Raw genomic sequence first — 19,418 nt, 5'->3', positions numbered from 1 at the left:
TGCGTTTTCAGCGGGAAATGGGGGTCAGGCGCAGCAAGTGTATCCGGCGGCTGTCGGCGTTGAGAATGCGGAAGCGGTAAGCACCTATTTCCGTGGTCTCGTTGCGCTTGGGCAGGTGGCCGAAAGCGCTCATCACCAGGCCACCGACGGTGTCGAACTCGTCGTCGGAGAACTCACTGTCGAAGAACTCGTTGAAGTTCTCGATGGGCGTCAGGGCCTTGATCAGGAAGTCGCCGCTGGGCAGAGGCTTGATGTAGCTGTCCTCTTCCACGTCGTGCTCGTCCTCGATGTCGCCGACGATCTGCTCCAGCACGTCTTCGATCGTCACCAGGCCCGCCACGCCGCCGTATTCGTCGATGACGATGGCCATGTGGTTGTGGTTGGCGCGGAACTCGCGCAGCAACACGTTCAGGCGCTTGGACTCGGGCACGAAGGTGGCCGGGCGTAGCAGGTCCTTGATGTTGAAGTTGTCGCCGTTCTCCTTGAGGATCAACGGCAGCAGGTCCTTGGCCAGCAGCACGCCGATCACGTCGTCGTGGCTGTCACCGATCACCGGGTAGCGCGAGTGGGCGGCGTCGATCACCGCGGGCAGGAATTCGCGAGGTGTCTGGGTCGACTTGATGCTGATCATCTGCGAGCGCGGCACCATGATGTCGCGCACTTGCAGGTCGGCAACCTGGATAGCGCCTTCGACGATGGTCAGCGCTTCGCTGTCGAGCAGCTTGTTCTGGTGGGCTTCGCGCAGCAGCTCCAGCAGCTCCTGGCGGTTTTTCGGCTCATGGGCAAAAGCCTGGGTGATTTTACCCAGCCATGACTTCTGCCCGTTGCTCGATCGATCTTCGCTCATGGCCCTTTTCTCGTGATCCTTGCTGTTTCGGTGGTGAATATTAGTGTTCATCGTCGTCTGCATAGGGGTCGGGATGACCCAGTTTGGCAAGCAACTCTCGTTCCAGCGCTTCCATTTCCTCGGCTTCCTCGTCCTCTTCATGGTCGAAACCAAGCAGGTGCAGGCAACCGTGGATGACCAGGTGCGCCCAATGCGCTTCCAGCGACTTGCCTTGTTCGGCCGCTTCGCGTTCCACCACCGCCACGCAGATCACCAGATCGCCGAGCAGCGGGATGTCGAGCATGTCGTCAGGCACGTCTGCCGGGAAGGATAAGACGTTGGTGGCGTAATCTTTATGACGGTAGGTGTTGTTCAGCTCGCGCCCTTCGGGCACGTCCACCAGGCGGATGGTCAGCTCCGAGTCACCCTTGCGCATGCCCAGCGCCGTCTCGCACCATTGCTGGAAGAGCGTTTCGCTGGGCACCGGGTCATTGGTGGCAACCTGCAGGTCCAGTTCAACCATTGCGCACGTTGTCCTTTTCTACCGGGCGGGCATCGAAGCGCTCGTAGGCTTCGACGATGCGCTGCACCAGCGGATGGCGCACCACGTCCTTGGGCTTGAAATGGGTGAAGCTGATGCCTGGCACGCCATCGAGCACGTCGATGACGTGCGCCAGGCCCGACTTGGTGCCCTTGGGCAGGTCGACCTGGGTGATGTCGCCGGTGATCACGGCGGTAGAGCCGAAACCGATGCGGGTGAGGAACATCTTCATCTGTTCGACGGTGGTGTTCTGGCTTTCGTCGAGGATGATGAAGCTGTTGTTCAGGGTGCGACCGCGCATGTAGGCCAGCGGGGCGATCTCGATCACCTGGCGCTCGATGAGCTTGGCCACGTGCTCGAAGCCCAGCATCTCGTACAGCGCGTCGTAGAGCGGGCGCAGGTACGGGGCGATCTTCTGGGCCAGGTCGCCGGGCAGGAAGCCCAACTTCTCGCCGGCTTCGACCGCGGGGCGCACCAGCAGGATGCGGCGCACCTGCTCGCGCTCCAGCGCGTCGACCGCGCAGGCCACGGCCAGGTAGGTCTTGCCGGTACCGGCCGGGCCGATGCCGAAGTTGATGTCGTTGCCCAGGATTTCCTTCACGTAGCGCTGCTGGTTCAGCCCGCGCGGGCGAATCATGCCCTTGCGCGTGCGCAACGACACCGGCACTTCGTTGGAAGACGGGTTGTCCAGCTCTTCGATGGCCGACTCCTGCAGGTACAGGTGCACCAGGTCCGGGGACAGCTCGGTGGCCTTGGTCTCCCGGTACAGGCGACGCAGCAGGTGCTCGGCAGAGGTGGTGTGCGTGGGTTCGCCAATCAGCTCGAACTGGTTGCCGCGGTTGCGGATCTCGATCTCGAGACGTTGTTCGATCAGGCGCAGGTGTTCGTCGAACTGCCCGCAGAGGTTGGCGAAGCGGCGAGCCTCGAAGGGCTCGAGGATGAAGCGATGAGGTTCTATGGGTGCGTTCAAGGTCGTTTTTAGCCGCCCGACGGCAATTGAGTTGGATTCAAGGATAACCCCAGCAGGCCAGCGGCGAAAGGCCCCAGATGTCCAGTGGTCATGTAATGCACGCGCCCACCCCGATAACAACCGCCATGCCATCGGTCGGCTCATCTTCGAGCGGGGTTCCTGGCATTGCCGGGCGGGCGCCTGTGCTATAGTTTTCGCCCTCTTTACCACCCTCGACTGTTACCCACCCAAGATGACCAAACGCGAAGCTCCAATCTACAAAGTGATTTTCCTCAACCAGGGCCAGGTGTTCGAGATGTACGCCAAGCAGATCTTCCAGAGTGATCTGTGGGGCTTCCTGGAAATCGAGGAATTCGTCTTTGGCGAGCGCACCCAGGTGGTCGTGGACCCTAGCGAAGAAAAACTCAAGGCCCAGTTCGAGGGCGTGGTGCGCAGCTTCGTGCCCATGCATTCGATCGTGCGCATCGACGAAGTGGAGCGCCTGGGCACGCCGAAAATCAGCGAAGCCCGCGGCGTCAGCAACGTGATGCCATTCCCCATGCCGATGCCGGAGAAGTAACGGCGTCAGCTCAGGGCAGCGGCGAGAAGGGCGAGCGGCCGTCGGCGGTCTGCAGTTCCAGCAGGTATTTGCGGAAAATCTGCCCCAGCACCTGGGTGGCCATTTCCAACTGGTCGCGCGGCATCTGCGCGGCCACCTCGTCGGCGCTGTCCAGGGCGTCTTCCTGGCCGTTCACGGCGGCCATCTTCAGCACGATATAGGCCTGCACGTTGTTGGCCGGCACGCCTTCGCCGTGGAAGAACATCAAGCCCAGGTGGTATTGCGCGTCGGCATGGCCTTGCAGCGAGGCCTGCTCGAAGTAATTGAGCGCCTGGTTCAGGTCGCGGGGGGTGGCGGTGCCGTCGTAGTAGAACTGCCCCAGCTCGTATTGCGCCTGGGCGTCGCCGGACTTGGCGGCCGCCTGGCAGCTGGCCAGGGCCTGGGGCAGGTCCTGGGGCTGGGTGTTGAGCGTGCAGCGACCCATCGCCGGAATCAACAGCGAATTGCCGCCTGCCGAGGCCAGCAGGGGCTGAAGAAGCAACAGGCAGCCCAGGGCAAGGGCGCGGCCGGTGCGGTTCATGGGGATCGACTTACCTCAACAGGAAACGGGCGGACCCGGCCAGAACAAGGACTGGTGGCACATTATGAAATAAGCCGGCCTGTCCTTACAAAGTCTTTACTCGTTTTTCTGCTCTGTGGGTAGGGATTGAGTAAAAGTAACAGCTGGAACGCTGTGTGGGAGCTGGCTTGCCAGCGAGCTTTTCAGGGCCTCAAAAGCTCGCTGGCAAGCCAGCTCCCACAACGTTCTTATTTCAACGCTGCGAAGGCGCGCTCGGCCGCATCCAGGGTGATTTTAAGCTCGGCATCGCCATGGGCGATGGAGGTGAAGCCCGCCTCGAACGCGCTTGGCGCCAGGTACACGCCGCCTTCCAGCATCAGGTGGAAGAAGCGCTTGAAGCGCTCGGCGTCGCTGCTCATCACGTCTTCGAAGGTGACGATGTCGTCGGCGCCGCTGAAGTACAGGCCGAACATACCGCCCGCCTGGGTGGTCACGAACGGGATGCCGGCGGCGTCGGCGCGCTGCTGCAGGCCGTCGAGCAGGCGGGTGGTGTAGTCGCTCAGCTCGTCATGGAAGCCGGGACGGCTGATGAGGTTCAGGGTGGTCAGGCCTGCGGCCATGGCCAGCGGGTTGCCCGACAGGGTGCCAGCCTGGTACACCGGACCCAGCGGCGCGATGTGCGACATGATCTCGCGCTTGCCGCCGAAGCAGCCCACGGGCATGCCGCCGCCAATGATCTTGCCGAAGGTGCTCAGGTCCGGGGTGACGCCGTAGTAAGCCTGGGCGCCGCCCAGGGCCACGCGGAAGCCGGTCATCACTTCGTCGAAGATCAGCACCACGCCGTGCTGGGTGCACAGCTCGCGCAGGCCTTGCAGGTAGCCTGGCGCAGGCGGCACGCAGTTCATGTTGCCGGCCACCGGCTCGACGATGATGCACGCCACTTCCTCGCCCACTTCAGCCAGCATTTCGGCCACGGCCTGCAGGTTGTTGAACGGCAGGGTCAGGGTGTGCTTGGCGAAGGCCGCGGGCACGCCCGGCGAGCTTGGCACGCCCAGGGTCAGGGCGCCGGAGCCGGCTTTTACCAGCAGGCTGTCGGAGTGGCCGTGGTAGCAGCCTTCGAACTTGATGATGCTGTCGCGGCCGGTGAAGCCACGGGCCAGGCGGATGGCGCTCATGGTGGCCTCGGTGCCCGAGCTGACCATGCGCACCATTTCCATGGATGGCACCAGCGAGCAGACCAGGTCGGCCATCTGGGTTTCCATCTCGGTCGGCGCGCCGTAGGACAGGCCGTGCTCCAGCTGCTTGCGCACCGCGTCCAGCACGTCGGGGTGGCTGTGGCCCAGGATCATCGGGCCCCACGAGCCCACGTAGTCCACGTAGCGCTTGTCGTCTTCGTCGGTGACGTAGGCGCCGGCGGCGTGCTTGAAGAACAGCGGCGTGCCGCCCACGCTCTTGAAGGCACGCACGGGCGAGTTGACGCCACCGGGGATGTGTTTCTGGGCGTTGGCAAACAGCGTTTCGGAGCGGGACATAATCAGGGTCTCGTTAATCAGGCGGATTCGAACAGGGCGTTGAACGCGCGGGCGCGAGCGGTCACTTCCTGGGCGGTGTCGGCGCCAAACAGGGCATTGACCACGGCCAGCAGGTCGGCGCCCTGTTCCAGAAGTTGCGGGGCGTTGGCCAGGGTGATGCCGCCGATCGCGCAGATCGGCAGCTTGAACTGGGCGCGGGCCTGGCTGAGGGTGTCCAGGGGCACCAGGCCGGCGTCGGGCTTGGTGCTGGAGTCGAAGAAGGCGCCGAAGGCCACGTAGCTGGCGCCTTCGCGGGCAGCTTGTTCAGCCAGGTCGAGGCGGCCATGGCAGGTGGAACCGATGATGGCGTTGCGGCCCAGCAGCGCACGCGCCGGGGTCAGCGGGCCGTCGGTCTGGCCAAGGTGCACGCCCACGCCCAGGCGGGCGGCCAGCTCGGCGTCATCGTTGATGATCAGCTGGGTCTTGTACGGTTCGCACAGCTTGCGCAGCGCTTCGGCCTCGCGCAGGCGGCGGGCCTCGTCGGTGCTCTTGTCGCGGTATTGCAGCAGCAGCACGCCGCCGTCCAGGGCCGCCTTGACGTAGTCAAGGAAACGGCCGGCCAGCAGCTTGCTGTCGGTAATGGCGTAAAGGCCACGTAGTTTCATCACACTTACCTCTATGGCGCGGCGTTACGAGCAGAAATCCAGTGGCAGGCGGCGGGGCACGTACTGGCCCTTGCCGAGCTGCTCGGCGTCACGCAGGGTGCGCCAGGTGTAATCGAGGGCCGACTGCACGGCGCTCTCCAGTTGCTCGCCCAGGGCCAGGCGGCCGGCCAGGGCGCTGGCCAGGGTGCAGCCCGAACCATGATAGCTGCCGGGCAGGCGCTGGCAGATGAAGGTCTGGCGGCGGCCGTCACGGCTGTACAGGCGGTTGTGGATTTCGGTTTCGTCACCGTGGCCGCCGGTGATCAGCAGGTGGCGCACGTAGGGCAGCAGTTTTTCCGCGCATTCGTCGGCGCTGCCTTCGGGCAGTTCGGCCAGGATGCGAGCTTCGGGGAGGTTAGGGGTAGCGATGATGGCCAGGGGCAACAGGCGCTCGCGCATGGCGTAGCCGACCTCGTCCTTGCCCAGGCGGCCGCCGCCACCGGCGCGCAACACCGGATCGCAGACCATCGGCAGGTGCGGGTGCTGGCTGAGCAGCTCGACCACGGTGTCGACCATTTCCAGCGAGCCGAGCATGCCCAGCTTGACCGCGGCCACCTCAGAGTCGTTGAGCACGGCATTGGCCTGGGCCAGTACCCACTCGCGGTCGAGCACGCGGAAGTCGGTGACATTGACAGTGTCCTGCACGGTCAGGGCGGTCACGGCCGGGGCGGCGTGGCAACCTTGGGCGATCAGGGCTTCGATATCTGCCTGCAGGCCGGCGCCGCCACTGGGGTCGTGGCCGGAGAGACAGAGGACAACGGGGCGGGAGCTATAGATATTCATGGTGCGCGAGCTTACCACCAAACGCTTTTGTCGGGACCGGGCGGCATCGGCTGTTTTTTTGTCGCAATAGTCAGGCAGTTTTTCCTGCTGTTGGCTGAAAGTGCCGACCTAGAGCCTTTGATACAATTTTTTACAGCCGCTGCGCTAGTGGCAAGAAGCTATGCTAGAGTGCTTCGAAACCGATAACAGGCACTGCCGGACGACGTCGTCTCAAAGGGAATGGGGGCTTCCTGACGCGCTCGGACAGGCTACGCTGGGGCTGTATGCGCTATTTCCTGATTTTACTGGTGGGCTGGCTACCGCTGCTGGCCTGCGCGCTCGATTTTGACGAGTCCACGCGCACCCTTCCCCTGGGGCACGTGATGCAAGTCTATGAAGATGTCGATGGCTCGGCCAGCATCGAGCAGGTTTCGTCCGCGGCCTTTGCCGATCGTTTTCATCGGCAAAGCGAAGCCGTGCTCAACGCCGGCTACTCGCGCTCGGTGTTCTGGCTGCGCGTGGACCTGCGCTACGTGCCCAAGGCCCCCGAGGCCGTGGGCAACTGGCTGCTGGAGCTGGCGTACCCGCCCATGGACAGCATCGAACTGTTCCTGGCCGACCCCAACGGCAAGTTTCGCCTGACCCAGAGCACGGGCGACGAGCTGCCGTACTCGGTGCGCGAGATCAAGCAGAACAACTACGTGTTCGCCATTCCGTTCCCGGCCAACCAGACCACCACCGCCTACCTGCGCATTCACAGCGAAGGCTCGGTGCAGGCGCCGCTGAACCTGTGGTCCTATACCGCTTACCTTGAAGATCAGCCCACCCGTCTGTATGTGCTGGGGCTGATCTACGGCGTGCTGCTGGGGATGCTGGTCTACAACCTGTTCATCTACCTGAGCGTGCGCGACCGCAGCTACCTCTACTACATCCTCTATATCGCCTCCTTCGGCCTGTACCAGGTGTCGGTGAACGGTGCCGGGGTGCAGTATTTCTGGCCCGAGAACCCCTGGTGGGCCAACGCCGCCACGCCGTTCCTGATCGGCTCGGCCGCGCTGTTCGGCAGCCAGTTCGCCCGCAGCTTCCTGCAGACCGCCGAACACAGCCGCTGGCTCGACCGCCTGCTGATGGTGCTGATGGGCGTGGGCGTGGTGACGATGATGCTGTCGCTGACCGCCACCTACGGCATGGCCTTGCGCCTGGCGACGGCGCTGGCGCTGGTGTTCACTGTGGTGATCTTCAGCGCCGGCCTGATCGCCTGGTGGCGCGGCCTGCGCCTGGCGCGCTATTTCATCATTGCCTGGACCGCGTTCCTGGCCGGCGGCATCGTCAACACCCTGATGGTGCTGGGCTACCTGCCCAACGTCTTCATCACCATGTACGCCAGCCAGATCGGCTCGGCGCTGGAGGTGGGGCTGCTGTCCCTGGCCCTGGCCGACCGCATCAACTCCATGCGCGAGCAACAGGCGCGAGTGCTGCTGGAAGCGGGGCAGAAGCTGGAACTGCTCAACCAGCAACTGGCCAACAGCAACCGCCTCAAGGACGAGTTCCTGGCCACTGTCACCCACGAGCTGCGCACGCCCATGAACGGTGTGATCGGCTCGCTGGAGCTGATGCAGACAGTGCCCATGGACACCGAACTCGAGCAGTACCAGCAGACCGCGGCCGGCTCGGCGCGGGACATGATGCGCATGGTCGACGACATCCTCATCCTCACCGAACTGCAGGCCGGCAAGCTTTACCCGCGCCACGAACCGTTCGGTGTGCAGGCCCTGCTCGACGGCCTGCAGATGCAATTCGGCCGGGCCGCCCAGGCCAAGCACCTGGCGTTCTCGGTGGAAACCGACAGCGACCTGCCCGAGCGCCTGCAGGGCGACTCGAAGAAGCTGGCGCTGTGCCTGGGTTGCCTGCTGGACAACGCCGTCAAATTCACCCGCCAGGGCTCGGTGGGGCTGCGGGTGCGCGTGGGCGAGCGCACGGCGGACGGCCTGGCGCTGAGCTTCAAGGTCAGTGACACCGGCATTGGCTTCAGCCAACTGGCCGACGCCACTTTGTACCAGCGGTTCTTCCAGGTCGACGGCTCCATGACCCGTGAATACGGCGGCTTGGGCATTGGCCTGGCGATCTGCCGGCAATTGGCCGACCTGATGGGCGGCGAGCTCAGCCATCACTCCGAACCGGGGCGCGGCAGCTGGTTCGAGCTGCACTTGCAGTTGGGCCTGGTGGACGACCTGGGGCCAACCCCGGCCGGGCCGCGTACCGAGCACCAGCGCACCCAGCGCTCGCCCCACGACTGCACGGTGCTGCTGGTGGATGACAACAGCATCAACCAGCTGGTGATCCGCGGCATGCTGCTCAAGCTGGGCTACCGCGTGCGCACGGCCGACGATGGCATTACCGCGCTGGAGCTGTTGCACCGCGAGCGGTTCGACGCCGTGCTGCTGGACTGCCAGACGCCGCTCACCGACGCCTTCGCCACCTGCCGGCGCCTGCGCGAACTGCCCGGTTGCGCACGCCTGCCGGTGCTGGCGGTGGTGGGCCAGCGCCAGGAACGGGAGCGTTGCCTGGAGGCTGGGATGAGCGATTGCCTGAACCGGCCGGTGCGTTTCGAAGAGCTGCAAGCCACCTTGCACCGCTGGTTGCTGGTCAAGGTGCAGGGCGAAAGCGCCGACATTTAGGCCGATATGTCACTTTGACAGGGGCGGGTAGCGTGATTCACTGGGGTATGAACCTGCCCCAGGAGCCCGCCATGAACCTGCACCAGTTCGCCGAAACCCACGAAGTCAGCAACCAGCCGCCGCCCCTGGATGGCGCCAACCTGTGGCGCATCGACCTGCCGCTGCAGGCCTGGGCCAAGCGCTTCGGTGGCGGCTGGGCCGAGGCGCGCATCGACGCCTACGGTGCCCTGGCCGGTGGGCCGCTGATGGCGGCGGGGTTCCTGGCGAACCAGAACAAGCCGGTGTTCAGCAGCCACGACCGCTACGGCCACCGTATCGACCTGGTGGAATTCCATCCCGCTTATCACGAGCTGATGCGCGCGGCCGTCGAGCACGGCTTGCCGTCCCTGCCCTGGACCGATCCGCGCCCCGGCGCCCACGTGGCGCGCGCCGCCATGACCTACCTGCACACCCAGGCCGAGGCCGGTAGTGGCTGCCCGCTGACCATGACCTTCGCCAGCGTGCCGGCGCTGCGCCTGCAACCGGGCCTGGCCGAGCAGTGGCTGCCCAAGGTGCTGGCCACCGAGTACGACCCGCGCAACGTCGGCATGGCGCACAAGGCCGGGGTCACCCTGGGCATGGCCATGACCGAGAAACAGGGCGGCACCGACGTGCGCGCCAACACCACCCGCGCCTTCCCCGTGGGCGCCCCGGGGCCGGGCCAGGCCTATGAACTGGTGGGGCACAAGTGGTTCTGCTCGGCGCCCATGTGCGACGCCTTCCTGACCCTGGCCCAGACCGACAAGGGCCTGACCTGCTTTCTGCTGCCGCGCCACCGCCCGGATGACACCCGCAACGAGTTCTACATCCAGCGCTTGAAGAACAAGCTGGGCAACTGCTCCAACGCCTCCAGTGAAGTGGAGTTCCGTGGCGCCCTGGCCTGGATGGTGGGCGAGGAGGGCCGCGGCGTGCCGACTATCATCGAGATGGTGGCCATGACCCGTTTCGATTGCATGGTCGGCTCCAGCGCGCTGATGCGCCAGGCGCTGACCCAGGCCGCGCACCATTGCGCCCATCGCCAGGTGGGCGGCCGAGTGCTGGCCGAGCAGCCGTTGATGCAGAACGTGCTGGCCGACCTGGCGCTGGAAAGCGAGGCGGCGCTGGCGCTGAGCCTGCGCATGGGCCAGGCCCTGGACCATCTGGATGACGGCCACCAGGCACGCTTCGCCCGGCTGATGACGGCAGTGGGCAAGTATTGGATCTGCAAGCGCGCCCCGGCCATGATCAACGAAGCCGCCGAGTGCATGGGCGGCGCCGGCTACGTCGAGGACAGCATCCTGCCGCGGCTGTACCGCGAGGCGCCGGTCAACTCCACCTGGGAAGGCTCGGGCAATGTCCAGTGCCTGGACGTGCTGCGCGCCCTGTCCAAGGAACCGGGCGTGCTCGATGCCCTGTTCGCCGAGCTGGGTGATGGCCATGGCGACCGTCGCCTGGCGGCGCACATCGGCGGGCTGAAAGCGGCGTTCCAGGACACCAGCGACATCCAGTACCGCGCCCGCCAGCTCACCGAAGACATCGCCCTGGCGGTGCAGGCCAAGTTGTTGCTGGAGGCAGGCAATGCGCTGGTCAGCGACGCCTTCATCGCCAGCCGCCTGAGCGGCGGCGGCCGCGCCTACGGCGCGCTGCCGCGCGGCCTCGACGTCCAGGCACTGGTCCAACGCTCAACCCCCCACCTCCCGTAGCAGCGGCCGCAGGCAACGCAGGTCCTTCGCCGGACGCAGCCTTCGGCAGCTGCTACGCAGATCGGGCGCCTGGCCGCGTCACGGGCAACACGTGCCTTTATGTGTTGTTACAGGCAAGATGGAGGTCTGCAAGATCAGACAGGAAGCGCACCGTGACTCGAACTGCCGAAGCCTTTGTTGTTGTCGAAACCGCCGAACAAGCCGTCGATCGTCTGGCTGAACTGCACGAGCGGGGTACCAAGGCCCTGAGCCAGGCGCTCAAGCAATACCTCAAGGACCGCAGCGAACCCGACGCGGCCCAGCGCGCGCTGTTCCACTACCCGGAACTGCGCGTCACCTACACCTACAGCGGCGAAGTCCCGCCCATCACCCGCGCCTACGCCAAGGTACAGTCGCCGGGCACCTATTCGGTCACCGTCACCCAGCCGGCCGCGTTCCGCACCTACCTGCTGGACCAGCTCAAGCCGCTGATGCGCGACTTCTCCGTCACTGTCGAAGTGGGCGTCAGCGAGCAGAACATCCCGTACCCCTACGTGGTCGAGCAGGGCGATGAGCTGGCCGGCAGCGGTGTCACCGCCGCCGCCCTGGCCCGCGTGTTCCCCAGCACCGACCTGTCCGCTGCCACCGATGGCGTGGCCGACGGCCTGTACGACTGGGCCACTGCCGACCCGATGCCGCTGGCGCTGTTCGACGCCGCCCGCGTCGACTTCTCCCTGCGCCGCCTGATCCACTACACCGGCAGCGACTGGCGCCACGTACAGCCGTGGATCCTGCTGACCAACTACCACCGCTACGTCGACCAGTTCGTCAGCCATGGCCTGGAGCAATTGCAGAGCGACCCGCGCTTCGTGCGCATGGTCATGCCTGGCAACGTGGTGATCGAGAAGGGCATGGCCAGCGAGCAGGCCCAGGCCCTGGTGGACAGCGTGGTGTGGCACCGCTACCAGATGCCGGCGTACCACCTGATTGCTGCCGATGGCGACGGCGTGACCCTGGTCAACATCGGCGTTGGCCCGTCCAACGCCAAGAACATCACCGACCACCTGGCCGTGCTGCGCCCGCACTGCTGGCTGATGATCGGCCACTGCGGCGGCCTGCGGCAGTCGCAGACCATCGGCGACTACGTGCTGGCCCACGCCTACATGCGCCAGGACGGCATCCTCGACCGCGTGCTGCCGCCGAACATCCCGATCCCGGCCCTGGCCGAGGTGCAGATGGCCTTGCAGGAAGCGGCCGCGCAGATCACCGGCGAGCGTGGCGACGAGCTGAAAAAACGCCTGCGCACCGGCACCGTGCTGACCTACGACGACCGCAACTGGGAGCTGCGCTGGGCCCAGGAACGGCCGCTGATCAACCTGTCGCGCGCCGTGGCCGTGGACATGGAAAGCGGCACCATCGCTGCCCAGGGTTACCGCCTGCGCGTGCCGTACGGCACCTTGCTGTGCGTGTCCGACAAGCCGCTGCACAGTGAGATCAAGCTGCCGGGTTCGGCCAACGCGTTCTACAACCGCGCGGTCAGCCAGCACCTGAAGATCGGCATCGCCGCCCTGGACCTGCTGCGCACCGAGCTGACCTCGCTGCACTCGCGCAAACTGCGCAGCTTCGACGAGCCGCCGTTCCGCTGAGGTTTGCCCAAAGGCGCCGGGCCCACTAGCATAGTCGGCCCAGCTGCCTTGAAACCTTGCCCCCATGCCATTGCCACCCCGCACCAACGCCCGCCGCCCGGGCGCCAAACCCTTTGCCAAACCCGGGCAGCCACGGCGCGTGGCCAAGGCGCCGCCGGCCGAGCCGCGGTTGATCCTGTTCAACAAGCCGTTCGACGTGCTGACCCAGTTCAGCGACGGCGAAGGCCGCGCGACGCTCAAGGATTTCATCGACATCCCCGGTATCTACCCGGCCGGGCGCCTGGACCGTGACAGCGAAGGCTTGCTGCTGCTGACCAACGACGGCCAGTTGCAGGCGCGCATCGCCGACCCCAGGCACAAGCTGGCGAAAACTTATTGGGTTCAAGTGGAAGGCGAACCCACCGAAGAGCACTTGCAGCGCCTGCGCCAGGGCGTCGAACTCAACGATGGCATGACCCTGCCGGCCCAGGCCCGCCTGTTGGAAGAACCAGACCTGTGGCCACGCGACCCACCGGTGCGCTTTCGCAAGAGCGTGCCCACCCACTGGCTGGAACTGATCATCAAGGAAGGTCGCAACCGCCAGGTACGGCGCATGACCGCCGCCGTGGGCCTGCCCACCTTGCGCCTGGTGCGCGTGCGCATCGGCGACTGGGCACTGGATGGCCTGGAGCAAGGCAAATACCGCGAAGTCCCGGCTCCCCGCCCGTAATAGCGGCCACCGGCCGCGTCCCGGCGCGCCGCGATCAATGGGCCTCAATCACCGCAATCACCACGCTCTTGATCACGAACGCGAGGATCCCCAGGCCCAACACCGCAAACAGGATAAGGGTGCCAAACCGCCCGGCCTTGGACTTCTTCGCCAGGTCCCAGACGATAAACCCCATGAACCCGATCAGCACGGTCACCAGTATCGTCATCATCCATTCTTCGAATACCGCCGGGTCCATGGGCAGCCTCCGTCAGGTGCGCAGGTGGGTGAGGGGCAGCTCGGTGCTGGCCAGTACCTGGTTCAGCACAAAGCTGGAACGCACGCTGGTGACACCGTCGATACGGGTCAAGTGGCCCAGCAGCAGTTTCTGGTAGTGGTCCATGTCCGGCACCACCACCTTCAACTGGTAGTCGGCTTCCATCCCGGTCACCAGGCTGCATTCCAGCACCTGGGGCAGGGCGCGCACCGCGGCCTCGAAGTTCTCGAAACGCTCGGGGGTGTGGCGGTCCATGCCGATGTGCACGTAGGCGGTGAGGCTCAGGCCCAGCATCTTGCGGTCCAGCAGGGCGACCTGGCGGGTGATGTAGCCGTCGTCCTCCAACTGCTTGACCCGGCGCGAGCACGGCGAGGGCGACAGGCCGATACGCTCGGCCAGTTCCTGGTTGGAAATACGAGCATCGCGCTGCAATTCAGCCAGAATGCTCAGGTCATATCGGTCCAGCTTGCTCATGGATCTGCCCTTGATCTTTAATATTGCTGCAAATTATCCATCTGAAGGCAAAAATTGCGCAAGTGATGTTTTCGTCAGCAATCTTAGCAATCCTCTGCCGCCGCGTTCGCCGTATTCTTTTACCCAGAATCACTACCCGGACACGAGTCCACTGCAACCAGACCCAAGCAGGCAGGTTGCGGCCACCACCCCCACAGGGGCTGTGCTGGCCCCCGGGTTGCACACTGCCCAGAAGGCGGCGTGAGGTGAGCCGGCGCCACAAGCGTCGAGCAGGACAGAAGACACTCAAGGGAGGCCGACGGGCCTCCCTTCTTTATTTGTGCGCGAAAAACGCCGCGCATGAAAAACATGTCCCCGCCGATACCCTTCGCATACAGGCTGATAAACTTGAAGAACCGAAGGCGGTTTTTCCAGTCTTATCTATACGCCCCAACCATCCCCCCGTGAGGAAAAGCATGAAGTCGCGCATCTGGCACATGGCAGGTGTTGGTCTGCTCTGTGTGAGCGTCAGCGCTCCAACCCTGGCCGAAGGGCCTAACTCGCAGCAGGAGCAGCACGGCCCGCAAGGGCAGCAGCACGGGGGTGGCCAGCAACAGAACCATCCACAACAGCAGCCACAACAACCGCCGCAACAGCAACAGCGTGCCCCGCAACAAAGCGGCCAGTACCAGTTCCATCAGCAGAACTTCAACCGTGAGCAGCCCGGCAACGCCCGGCCGCAGAACGCGCAGCCGCAGTTCCATCAGCAGCAGGACACGCCCACGCAGTTCCACCAGGAACAGCAGCGTGCGCCGCAGCAGAGCGGCCAATACCAGTTCCACCAGGAGCCGCGCCAGCAGCAGGTCGAGCAGCCGCCGATTCGCCCGCACCCGGATGAAGTGCGCCAGACCCAGCCGCCTATCCGTGGCAACTACGCCGACATGCCCAACCGCGACCGCCACGACGACCACCGCTGGCCGGGCCGCCCGGGTGGCTACGGCAACGGCTGGGGCTCGGGCCCGCAGTTCCGGCCGGGGCAGTATGTCGATCGCTTCCCGGGGCAGTCCTACCGCGTGCCGTACCGCGGCGGTGACTACTTCTTCTCCAATGGCTACTGGTACCGCCCGGATGGCCCGCGCTACGTGGTCGTACGGCCGCCCTACGGCATCCGTACCCGCTACCTGCCCGACTACGCCAGCGAAGTCTGGATTGGTGGCGCGCTGTTCTTCATGGCTGCCGGCAGCTATTACCAGTGGGCGGACGACAGCCAGGACTACGTGGTGGTGAGCCCGCCGGTGGCCCAGGAACAGATCCAACCGCCGCCTGAGCCAGAGCCGCAGCCTCAGCCCGCCGCCGACCCTTATGACGTGGCGGTGTACCCGGCCTACGGCCAGAGCCCGGAACAGATCCAGCAGGACAAGTACGAGTGCTATCGCACCGCCGTGCAGCAGACCGGTTTCGACCCCGCCAACGCCACCTACCAGCCTGACCCGGCGGTGGTCTACAGCTACCGCAATGCCATGGCGTCCTGCCTGAGCACCCGGGGCTACAGGGTGAACTGAGGGGTGTGGGCCTTGCCGGCCTGCACCACTTCTTCCGGGTCGGCGTGCACCAACACTTCGGCCTTGGGGTACTGCGCCATGATCGCCGCTTCCGCCTGCTCGCACAGGGCGTGGGCGGCAGTCAGGCTCAAGGTGCCGGGCAGCTCAAGGTGCAATTGCACGAACCAGTGGTTGCCCGACACCCGCGTGCGCAGGTCGTGGGCACCCAGCACGCCGGGCACCGCGCAGGCCAGCGCCAGCATCTGCGCGCTGACGTCGGTGGGCAGTTCCTCGTCCATGAGGATGGCCACGCTTTCGCGGGCGATCTGGTAGGCGCTCCAGAGGATGTACAGGGAAATACCCAGGCCGAAGAAGGCGTCCATCTGCCCGAAGCCGAACTGCGCCAGCAGCAAGGCCACCAGGATGCTGCCGTTGAGCATCATGTCCGAGCGGTAGTGCAGCGAGTCTGCGCGAATGGCCGTGGAGCCGGTTTCGCGAATGACCTTGTACTGGATGGCCAGCAGCCCTGCGGTCAGTACCAACGACAGCACCATCACGGCGATGCCGATGCCGGCCTGCCCCAGCGGCTGTGGGTTCTGCAGCCGTTCCACCGCCTGGTAGGCGATGAGCACCGCACTGAAACCGATGAACAACGCCTGGGCCATGCCCGCCATGGCCTCGGCCTTGCCGTGGCCATAGCGGTGGTCTTCATCGGCCGGGCGCAGCGCATAGTGCACCGCCAGCAGGTTGAGGAACGAGGTGGCGCCGTCCAGCACCGAGTCGGTGAGGCCGGCCAGCAGGCTGACCGAACCGCTCAACCACCAGGCGATGGCCTTGGCGACGATCAGGATGGCCGCCGTGGCCAGGGAAGCACGTGTGGCCAGGCGCAGCAGCTTGATGTGGTGAGCGGATGTGGTCATGGTGGCCTGTGCTTAAGCGGCGGGCTTGAGGCCGTACATGGCCAGTTGTTCCGCGCTGCCACGGCTTTCGATCAGGCGCGGGTCGTTCAAGGGCAGGGTGCGGCCCAGTTCGTTCTGCAGGATAGCCTCCAGTTTCGCGCGGTCCACCTTGCCGTCGGCGCTTACCGCCTCGTGCAGTTTTTCCGGCGCTACCTGGGCGGTCTTGCCATGGGGGAAGTAGATGGCGCCGGTGGCGAAGTCGACACCGAACGCGATCAGGCCCGGGATAATGTAGAACAGCAGCCCGACGGCGTCGGCCACGGCAATGACCGGGTCGATGCGGCCTTCGATCTGGCCGCGACGCTCAGGGTAGAACAGGCTGCCGCAGGCCGTAACCTGGGTGAGCAGGGCGCCCACCAGCACACCGCCAATCAAACGCGAAGGAATACGCATGGGAATCTCCGAAATGGTGAATGCAACCCTACAGGGGTGCTGATACTAAGACCATGATTATAAGGCTCTAGTTCGCCGTTATACTTGCCGGCTTGCCTGGGAGCCACCATGATTTCATTGCCGATTGATGCCGTTCTGCCCGACCTGCGCCAGGCGCTTGCGGCGCGCCACGAAGCTGTCCTCGAAGCCCCGCCCGGCGCCGGTAAAACCACCCGCGTGCCGCTGGCGTTGCTGGGCGAGCCATGGCTGGCCGGGCAGACCATCCTCATGCTCGAACCCCGGCGCCTGGCCGCACGTGCTGCGGCCGAGCGGTTGGCCAGCGAGCTGGGCGAGAAGGTCGGGGAGACCGTGGGCTACCGCATTCGCCTGGACAGCCGGGTCGGGCCGAACACGCGCATCGAGGTGGTCACCGAGGGCATTCTCACCCGCCGCCTGCAGGAGGATCCAGCGCTGGAGGGCGTTGGCCTGGTGATCTTCGACGAATTTCATGAACGCAGCCTCGACGCCGACCTGGCCCTGGCCCTGAGCCTCAACGGCCGCGCGCTGCTGCGCGACGAGCCACCGCTGAAGATTTTGCTGATGTCGGCAACCCTGGAAGGCGAGCGCCTGGCGGCCATGCTCGACGATGCGCCGGTGGTGCGCAGCGAAGGGCGCATGTTCCCGGTGGCCATGCGCTGGGGGCGGCCGTTCCAGCCGGGCGAGTTCATCGAGCCGCGGGTGGTCAACACCGTGCTGGAAGCGCTCAACGACGAGAGCGGCAGCCTGCTGGTGTTCCTGCCCGGCCAGGCCGAGATCCGTCGCGTGCACCAGCAGCTGGCCGACGCCCTGGGTGAAGACGGCAACGTGTTGCTGTGCCCCTTGCACGGCGAGTTGGACCTCAACGCCCAGCGCGCGGCCATCGACCCGGCGCCGGCGGGCAAGCGCAAGGTGGTGCTGGCCACCAACATCGCCGAGACCAGCCTGACCATCAACGGCGTGCGCGTGGTGGTGGATGCCGGCCTGGCGCGGGTGCCGCGCTTCGATCCTGGCAGCGGCATGACCCGCCTGGACACCCAGCGCATCTCCCGCGCCAGCGCCACCCAGCGCGCCGGCCGGGCCGGGCGCCTGGAGCCGGGCGTGTGCTACCGGCTGTGGTCCGAGGCCCAGCATGAACAACTGGCTGCCTATGGCGCGGCCGAGATCCTCCAGGCCGACCTGGCCGGGCTGGCGCTGCAACTGAGCCGCTGGGGCGTGACCCCGGAGCAGCTGAGCTGGCTCGACCTGCCACCGGCGGCGGCCTACGGCCAGGCGCTGGACCTGCTGGTGCGCCTGGGGGCGCTGGCCGAACCGGGCGCCACGGCGCTGACCAGACACGGCGAGGCCATGGCGCAACTGCCGGCCCACCCGCGCATCGCCCATCTGCTGCTGCGTGGGCAGGCCTTGGGCTTGGCTGGCTTGGCGTGTGACGTGGCGGCGCTGCTGGGCGAGCGCGACATCCTGCGTGGCGCCGGCGCCGACCTGCACAGCCGCCTGGGCCTGGTGTCCGGCGAGCAGCGCGGCGCGCGCGGCAGCCAGGGCGGGGTGCAGCGAGTGCGCCAGCTGGCACGGCAATACCGTGGCTACCTGCGCGGCAACGCCAGCGCGCCTGTGGCCGATCCCGATCACCCGCGCTGGCTGGGCGCGCTGTTGGCGCTGGCCTATCCCGACCGCGTGGCGCAACAACGACGTGCCGGTGGTGGCGAATACCGCCTGGCCAACGGCCGCGCCGCGCAGTTCGGCGAGCCGGATGCGCTGATGAAGCACGAGTGGATTGTCATCGCCGACCTGGGCAGCCGCCAGGGCCAGCGCGAAGAGCGCATCTACCTGGCCACCGACTTCGACGCCGGGCTGCTCGACGGCGTGCTCGCCGAGCAGGTGCGCCAGGTCGACCAGCTGGAGTGGGACGAGCGCGAGGGTGTGCTGCGCGCCGAGCGCCAGCGCAAGGTCGGTGAGCTGGTGCTCAGCCGCGAGCCGTTGCCGGGCCTGGACGACGCCGCGCGGGCCAGGGCGCTGGTGGGCCTGGTGCGGCGCAAGGGCCTGGAGCTGTTGCCGTGGACCCCGGAGCTGCGCCAGTGGCAGGCGCGGGTGAACCTGCTGCGCCAGCTGGACCTGGCCGGCAGCGGCAGCAGCGAATGGCCGGACGTCAGCGACGTGGCATTGCTGGCCAACCTCGAAGCCTGGCTGGAACCCTACCTGGGCAAGGTCACGCGCCTGAGCCACTTCGGCAACCTGGACCTGTCCTCGATCCTGCGCAACGCCTTGCCGTGGCCGCTGCCCCAGCGCCTGGACGAGCTGGCGCCGCAGCATCTGACCGTGCCGTCGGGCAGCAACGTGCGCCTGGACTACAGCGAAGTGCCGCCGATCCTGGCGGTGCGCCTGCAGGAACTGTTCGGCCTGGCCGAAACCCCGCGCATCGCCAACGGCCGCCAGCAGGTGCTGCTGCACCTGTTGTCGCCGGCGCGGCGGCCGGTGCAGGTGACCCAGGACCTGGCCAACTTCTGGCGCAGCACCTACGCCGAGGTGAAGAAAGACCTCAAGGGCCGCTACCCCAAGCACTACTGGCCAGACGACCCGCTGATCGCCGAAGCCACCGCCCGCATCAAACCCCGCAAATAACCCCATGTGGGAGCTGGCTTGCCAGCGAGCTGTTGAGG

The 19,418-nt window shown here is 66.0% G+C and carries 18 protein-coding genes; 7 read left to right on the top strand and 11 right to left on the bottom strand.

Annotation, left to right across the window (positions count from 1 at the left end):
* Positions 1-7 precede the first annotated feature (7 nt).
* The 3 genes from RAM80_RS13625 to RAM80_RS13615 are packed head-to-tail and all read right to left on the bottom strand — an operon-like array spanning position 8 to position 2,337.
* Positions 8-847: an HlyC/CorC family transporter gene (locus RAM80_RS13625; protein WP_416427052.1), complete on the bottom strand. Its 840-nt coding sequence runs from the start codon at positions 845-847 to the stop codon at positions 8-10.
* A gap of 40 nt (positions 848-887) precedes the next feature.
* Positions 888-1,349 carry an rRNA maturation RNase YbeY gene (gene ybeY / locus RAM80_RS13620; RefSeq protein ID WP_416427051.1) on the bottom strand — a complete coding sequence of 154 codons (462 nt, stop codon included), beginning with the start codon at positions 1,347-1,349 and terminating at the stop codon, positions 888-890.
* Positions 1,342-2,337 carry a PhoH family protein gene (locus tag RAM80_RS13615; RefSeq protein ID WP_416427050.1) on the bottom strand — a complete coding sequence of 332 codons (996 nt, stop codon included), beginning with the start codon at positions 2,335-2,337 and terminating at the stop codon, positions 1,342-1,344. The genes ybeY and RAM80_RS13615 overlap by 8 nt, the downstream gene beginning before the upstream one ends.
* A 232-nt stretch (positions 2,338-2,569) precedes the next feature.
* On the opposite strand from RAM80_RS13615, the gene RAM80_RS13610 reads away from it, so the two are divergent.
* A complete protein-coding gene (locus tag RAM80_RS13610) occupies positions 2,570-2,896 on the top strand; it encodes a DUF1820 family protein (RefSeq protein ID WP_008374706.1) in 327 nt (108 codons plus the stop codon).
* 10 nt (positions 2,897-2,906) lie between these two features.
* Here the strand turns inward: RAM80_RS13610 and RAM80_RS13605 are convergent, their stop codons facing one another.
* The 4 genes from RAM80_RS13605 to RAM80_RS13590 all read right to left on the bottom strand — a co-directional run bounded on the left by RAM80_RS13605 (position 2,907) and on the right by RAM80_RS13590 (position 6,432).
* Positions 2,907-3,455: a tetratricopeptide repeat protein gene (locus RAM80_RS13605; protein ID WP_416427049.1), complete on the bottom strand. Its 549-nt coding sequence runs from the start codon at positions 3,453-3,455 to the stop codon at positions 2,907-2,909.
* 227 nt (positions 3,456-3,682) lie between these two features.
* Complete coding sequence (gene hemL / locus RAM80_RS13600; RefSeq protein ID WP_416427048.1) at positions 3,683-4,966, bottom strand: glutamate-1-semialdehyde 2,1-aminomutase; 1,284 nt, start codon at positions 4,964-4,966, stop codon at positions 3,683-3,685.
* Positions 4,967-4,983: 17 nt separating this feature from the next.
* Positions 4,984-5,610, bottom strand: coding sequence for a thiamine phosphate synthase (thiE, locus tag RAM80_RS13595; RefSeq protein WP_416427047.1), 627 nt, complete (start codon positions 5,608-5,610; stop codon positions 4,984-4,986).
* A 24-nt stretch (positions 5,611-5,634) separates the two neighbouring features.
* The gene (locus tag RAM80_RS13590; protein ID WP_416427046.1) at positions 5,635-6,432 is read right to left on the bottom strand and encodes a hydroxymethylpyrimidine/phosphomethylpyrimidine kinase; all 798 of its coding nucleotides are present in this window, start codon (positions 6,430-6,432) and stop codon (positions 5,635-5,637) included.
* Positions 6,433-6,695: 263 nt separating this feature from the next.
* Here RAM80_RS13590 and RAM80_RS13585 point away from each other — a divergent pair, with 263 nt between their 5' ends.
* The 4 genes from RAM80_RS13585 (at position 6,696) to RAM80_RS13570 (ending at position 13,144) form a co-directional block, all read left to right on the top strand.
* A complete protein-coding gene (locus tag RAM80_RS13585; protein ID WP_416427045.1) occupies positions 6,696-9,089 on the top strand; it encodes a 7TM diverse intracellular signaling domain-containing protein in 2,394 nt (797 codons plus the stop codon).
* A 71-nt stretch (positions 9,090-9,160) separates the two neighbouring features.
* Positions 9,161-10,810 (top strand): acyl-CoA dehydrogenase family protein, encoded by a 1,650-nt coding sequence (locus RAM80_RS13580; RefSeq protein ID WP_416427044.1) that lies wholly within the window; start codon positions 9,161-9,163, stop codon positions 10,808-10,810.
* A 152-nt stretch (positions 10,811-10,962) separates the two neighbouring features.
* Complete coding sequence (gene amn / locus RAM80_RS13575; protein WP_416427043.1) at positions 10,963-12,435, top strand: AMP nucleosidase; 1,473 nt, start codon at positions 10,963-10,965, stop codon at positions 12,433-12,435.
* A 139-nt stretch (positions 12,436-12,574) separates the two neighbouring features.
* Positions 12,575-13,144: a pseudouridine synthase gene (locus tag RAM80_RS13570; protein ID WP_416427473.1), complete on the top strand. Its 570-nt coding sequence runs from the start codon at positions 12,575-12,577 to the stop codon at positions 13,142-13,144.
* 34 nt (positions 13,145-13,178) lie between these two features.
* On the opposite strand, the gene RAM80_RS13565 is transcribed toward RAM80_RS13570, so the two are convergent.
* Complete coding sequence (locus RAM80_RS13565; RefSeq protein WP_416427042.1) at positions 13,179-13,382, bottom strand: DUF2788 domain-containing protein; 204 nt, start codon at positions 13,380-13,382, stop codon at positions 13,179-13,181.
* A 12-nt stretch (positions 13,383-13,394) separates the two neighbouring features.
* Entirely contained in the window at positions 13,395-13,874 is a 480-nt protein-coding gene (locus tag RAM80_RS13560) for an Lrp/AsnC family transcriptional regulator (protein WP_416427041.1), read from the bottom strand.
* Between the two features lie 455 nt (positions 13,875-14,329).
* Between RAM80_RS13560 and RAM80_RS13555 the strand changes: the two genes are divergently transcribed.
* Positions 14,330-15,415 carry a DUF6515 family protein gene (locus RAM80_RS13555; protein ID WP_416427040.1) on the top strand — a complete coding sequence of 362 codons (1,086 nt, stop codon included), beginning with the start codon at positions 14,330-14,332 and terminating at the stop codon, positions 15,413-15,415.
* On the opposite strand, the gene RAM80_RS13550 is transcribed toward RAM80_RS13555, so the two are convergent.
* Both RAM80_RS13550 and RAM80_RS13545 read right to left on the bottom strand, forming a co-directional pair.
* Complete coding sequence (locus RAM80_RS13550) at positions 15,400-16,314, bottom strand: cation diffusion facilitator family transporter (protein WP_416427039.1); 915 nt, start codon at positions 16,312-16,314, stop codon at positions 15,400-15,402. The two genes, RAM80_RS13555 and RAM80_RS13550, sit on opposite strands and share 16 nt — an antisense overlap.
* A 12-nt stretch (positions 16,315-16,326) precedes the next feature.
* Entirely contained in the window at positions 16,327-16,746 is a 420-nt protein-coding gene (locus RAM80_RS13545; protein WP_416427038.1) for a polyribonucleotide nucleotidyltransferase, read from the bottom strand.
* Positions 16,747-16,854: 108 nt separating this feature from the next.
* Here RAM80_RS13545 and hrpB point away from each other — a divergent pair, with 108 nt between their 5' ends.
* Positions 16,855-19,380, top strand: coding sequence for an ATP-dependent helicase HrpB (hrpB, locus tag RAM80_RS13540; protein ID WP_416427037.1), 2,526 nt, complete (start codon positions 16,855-16,857; stop codon positions 19,378-19,380).
* The last annotated feature ends 38 nt before the right edge of the window (positions 19,381-19,418 follow it).

The organism is Pseudomonas sp. App30 (assembly GCF_047947025.1).
In the GTDB taxonomy this organism is placed as follows: Bacteria; Pseudomonadota; Gammaproteobacteria; order Pseudomonadales; family Pseudomonadaceae; genus Aquipseudomonas.
This window is presented reverse-complemented; position numbering and strand designations above follow the sequence as displayed.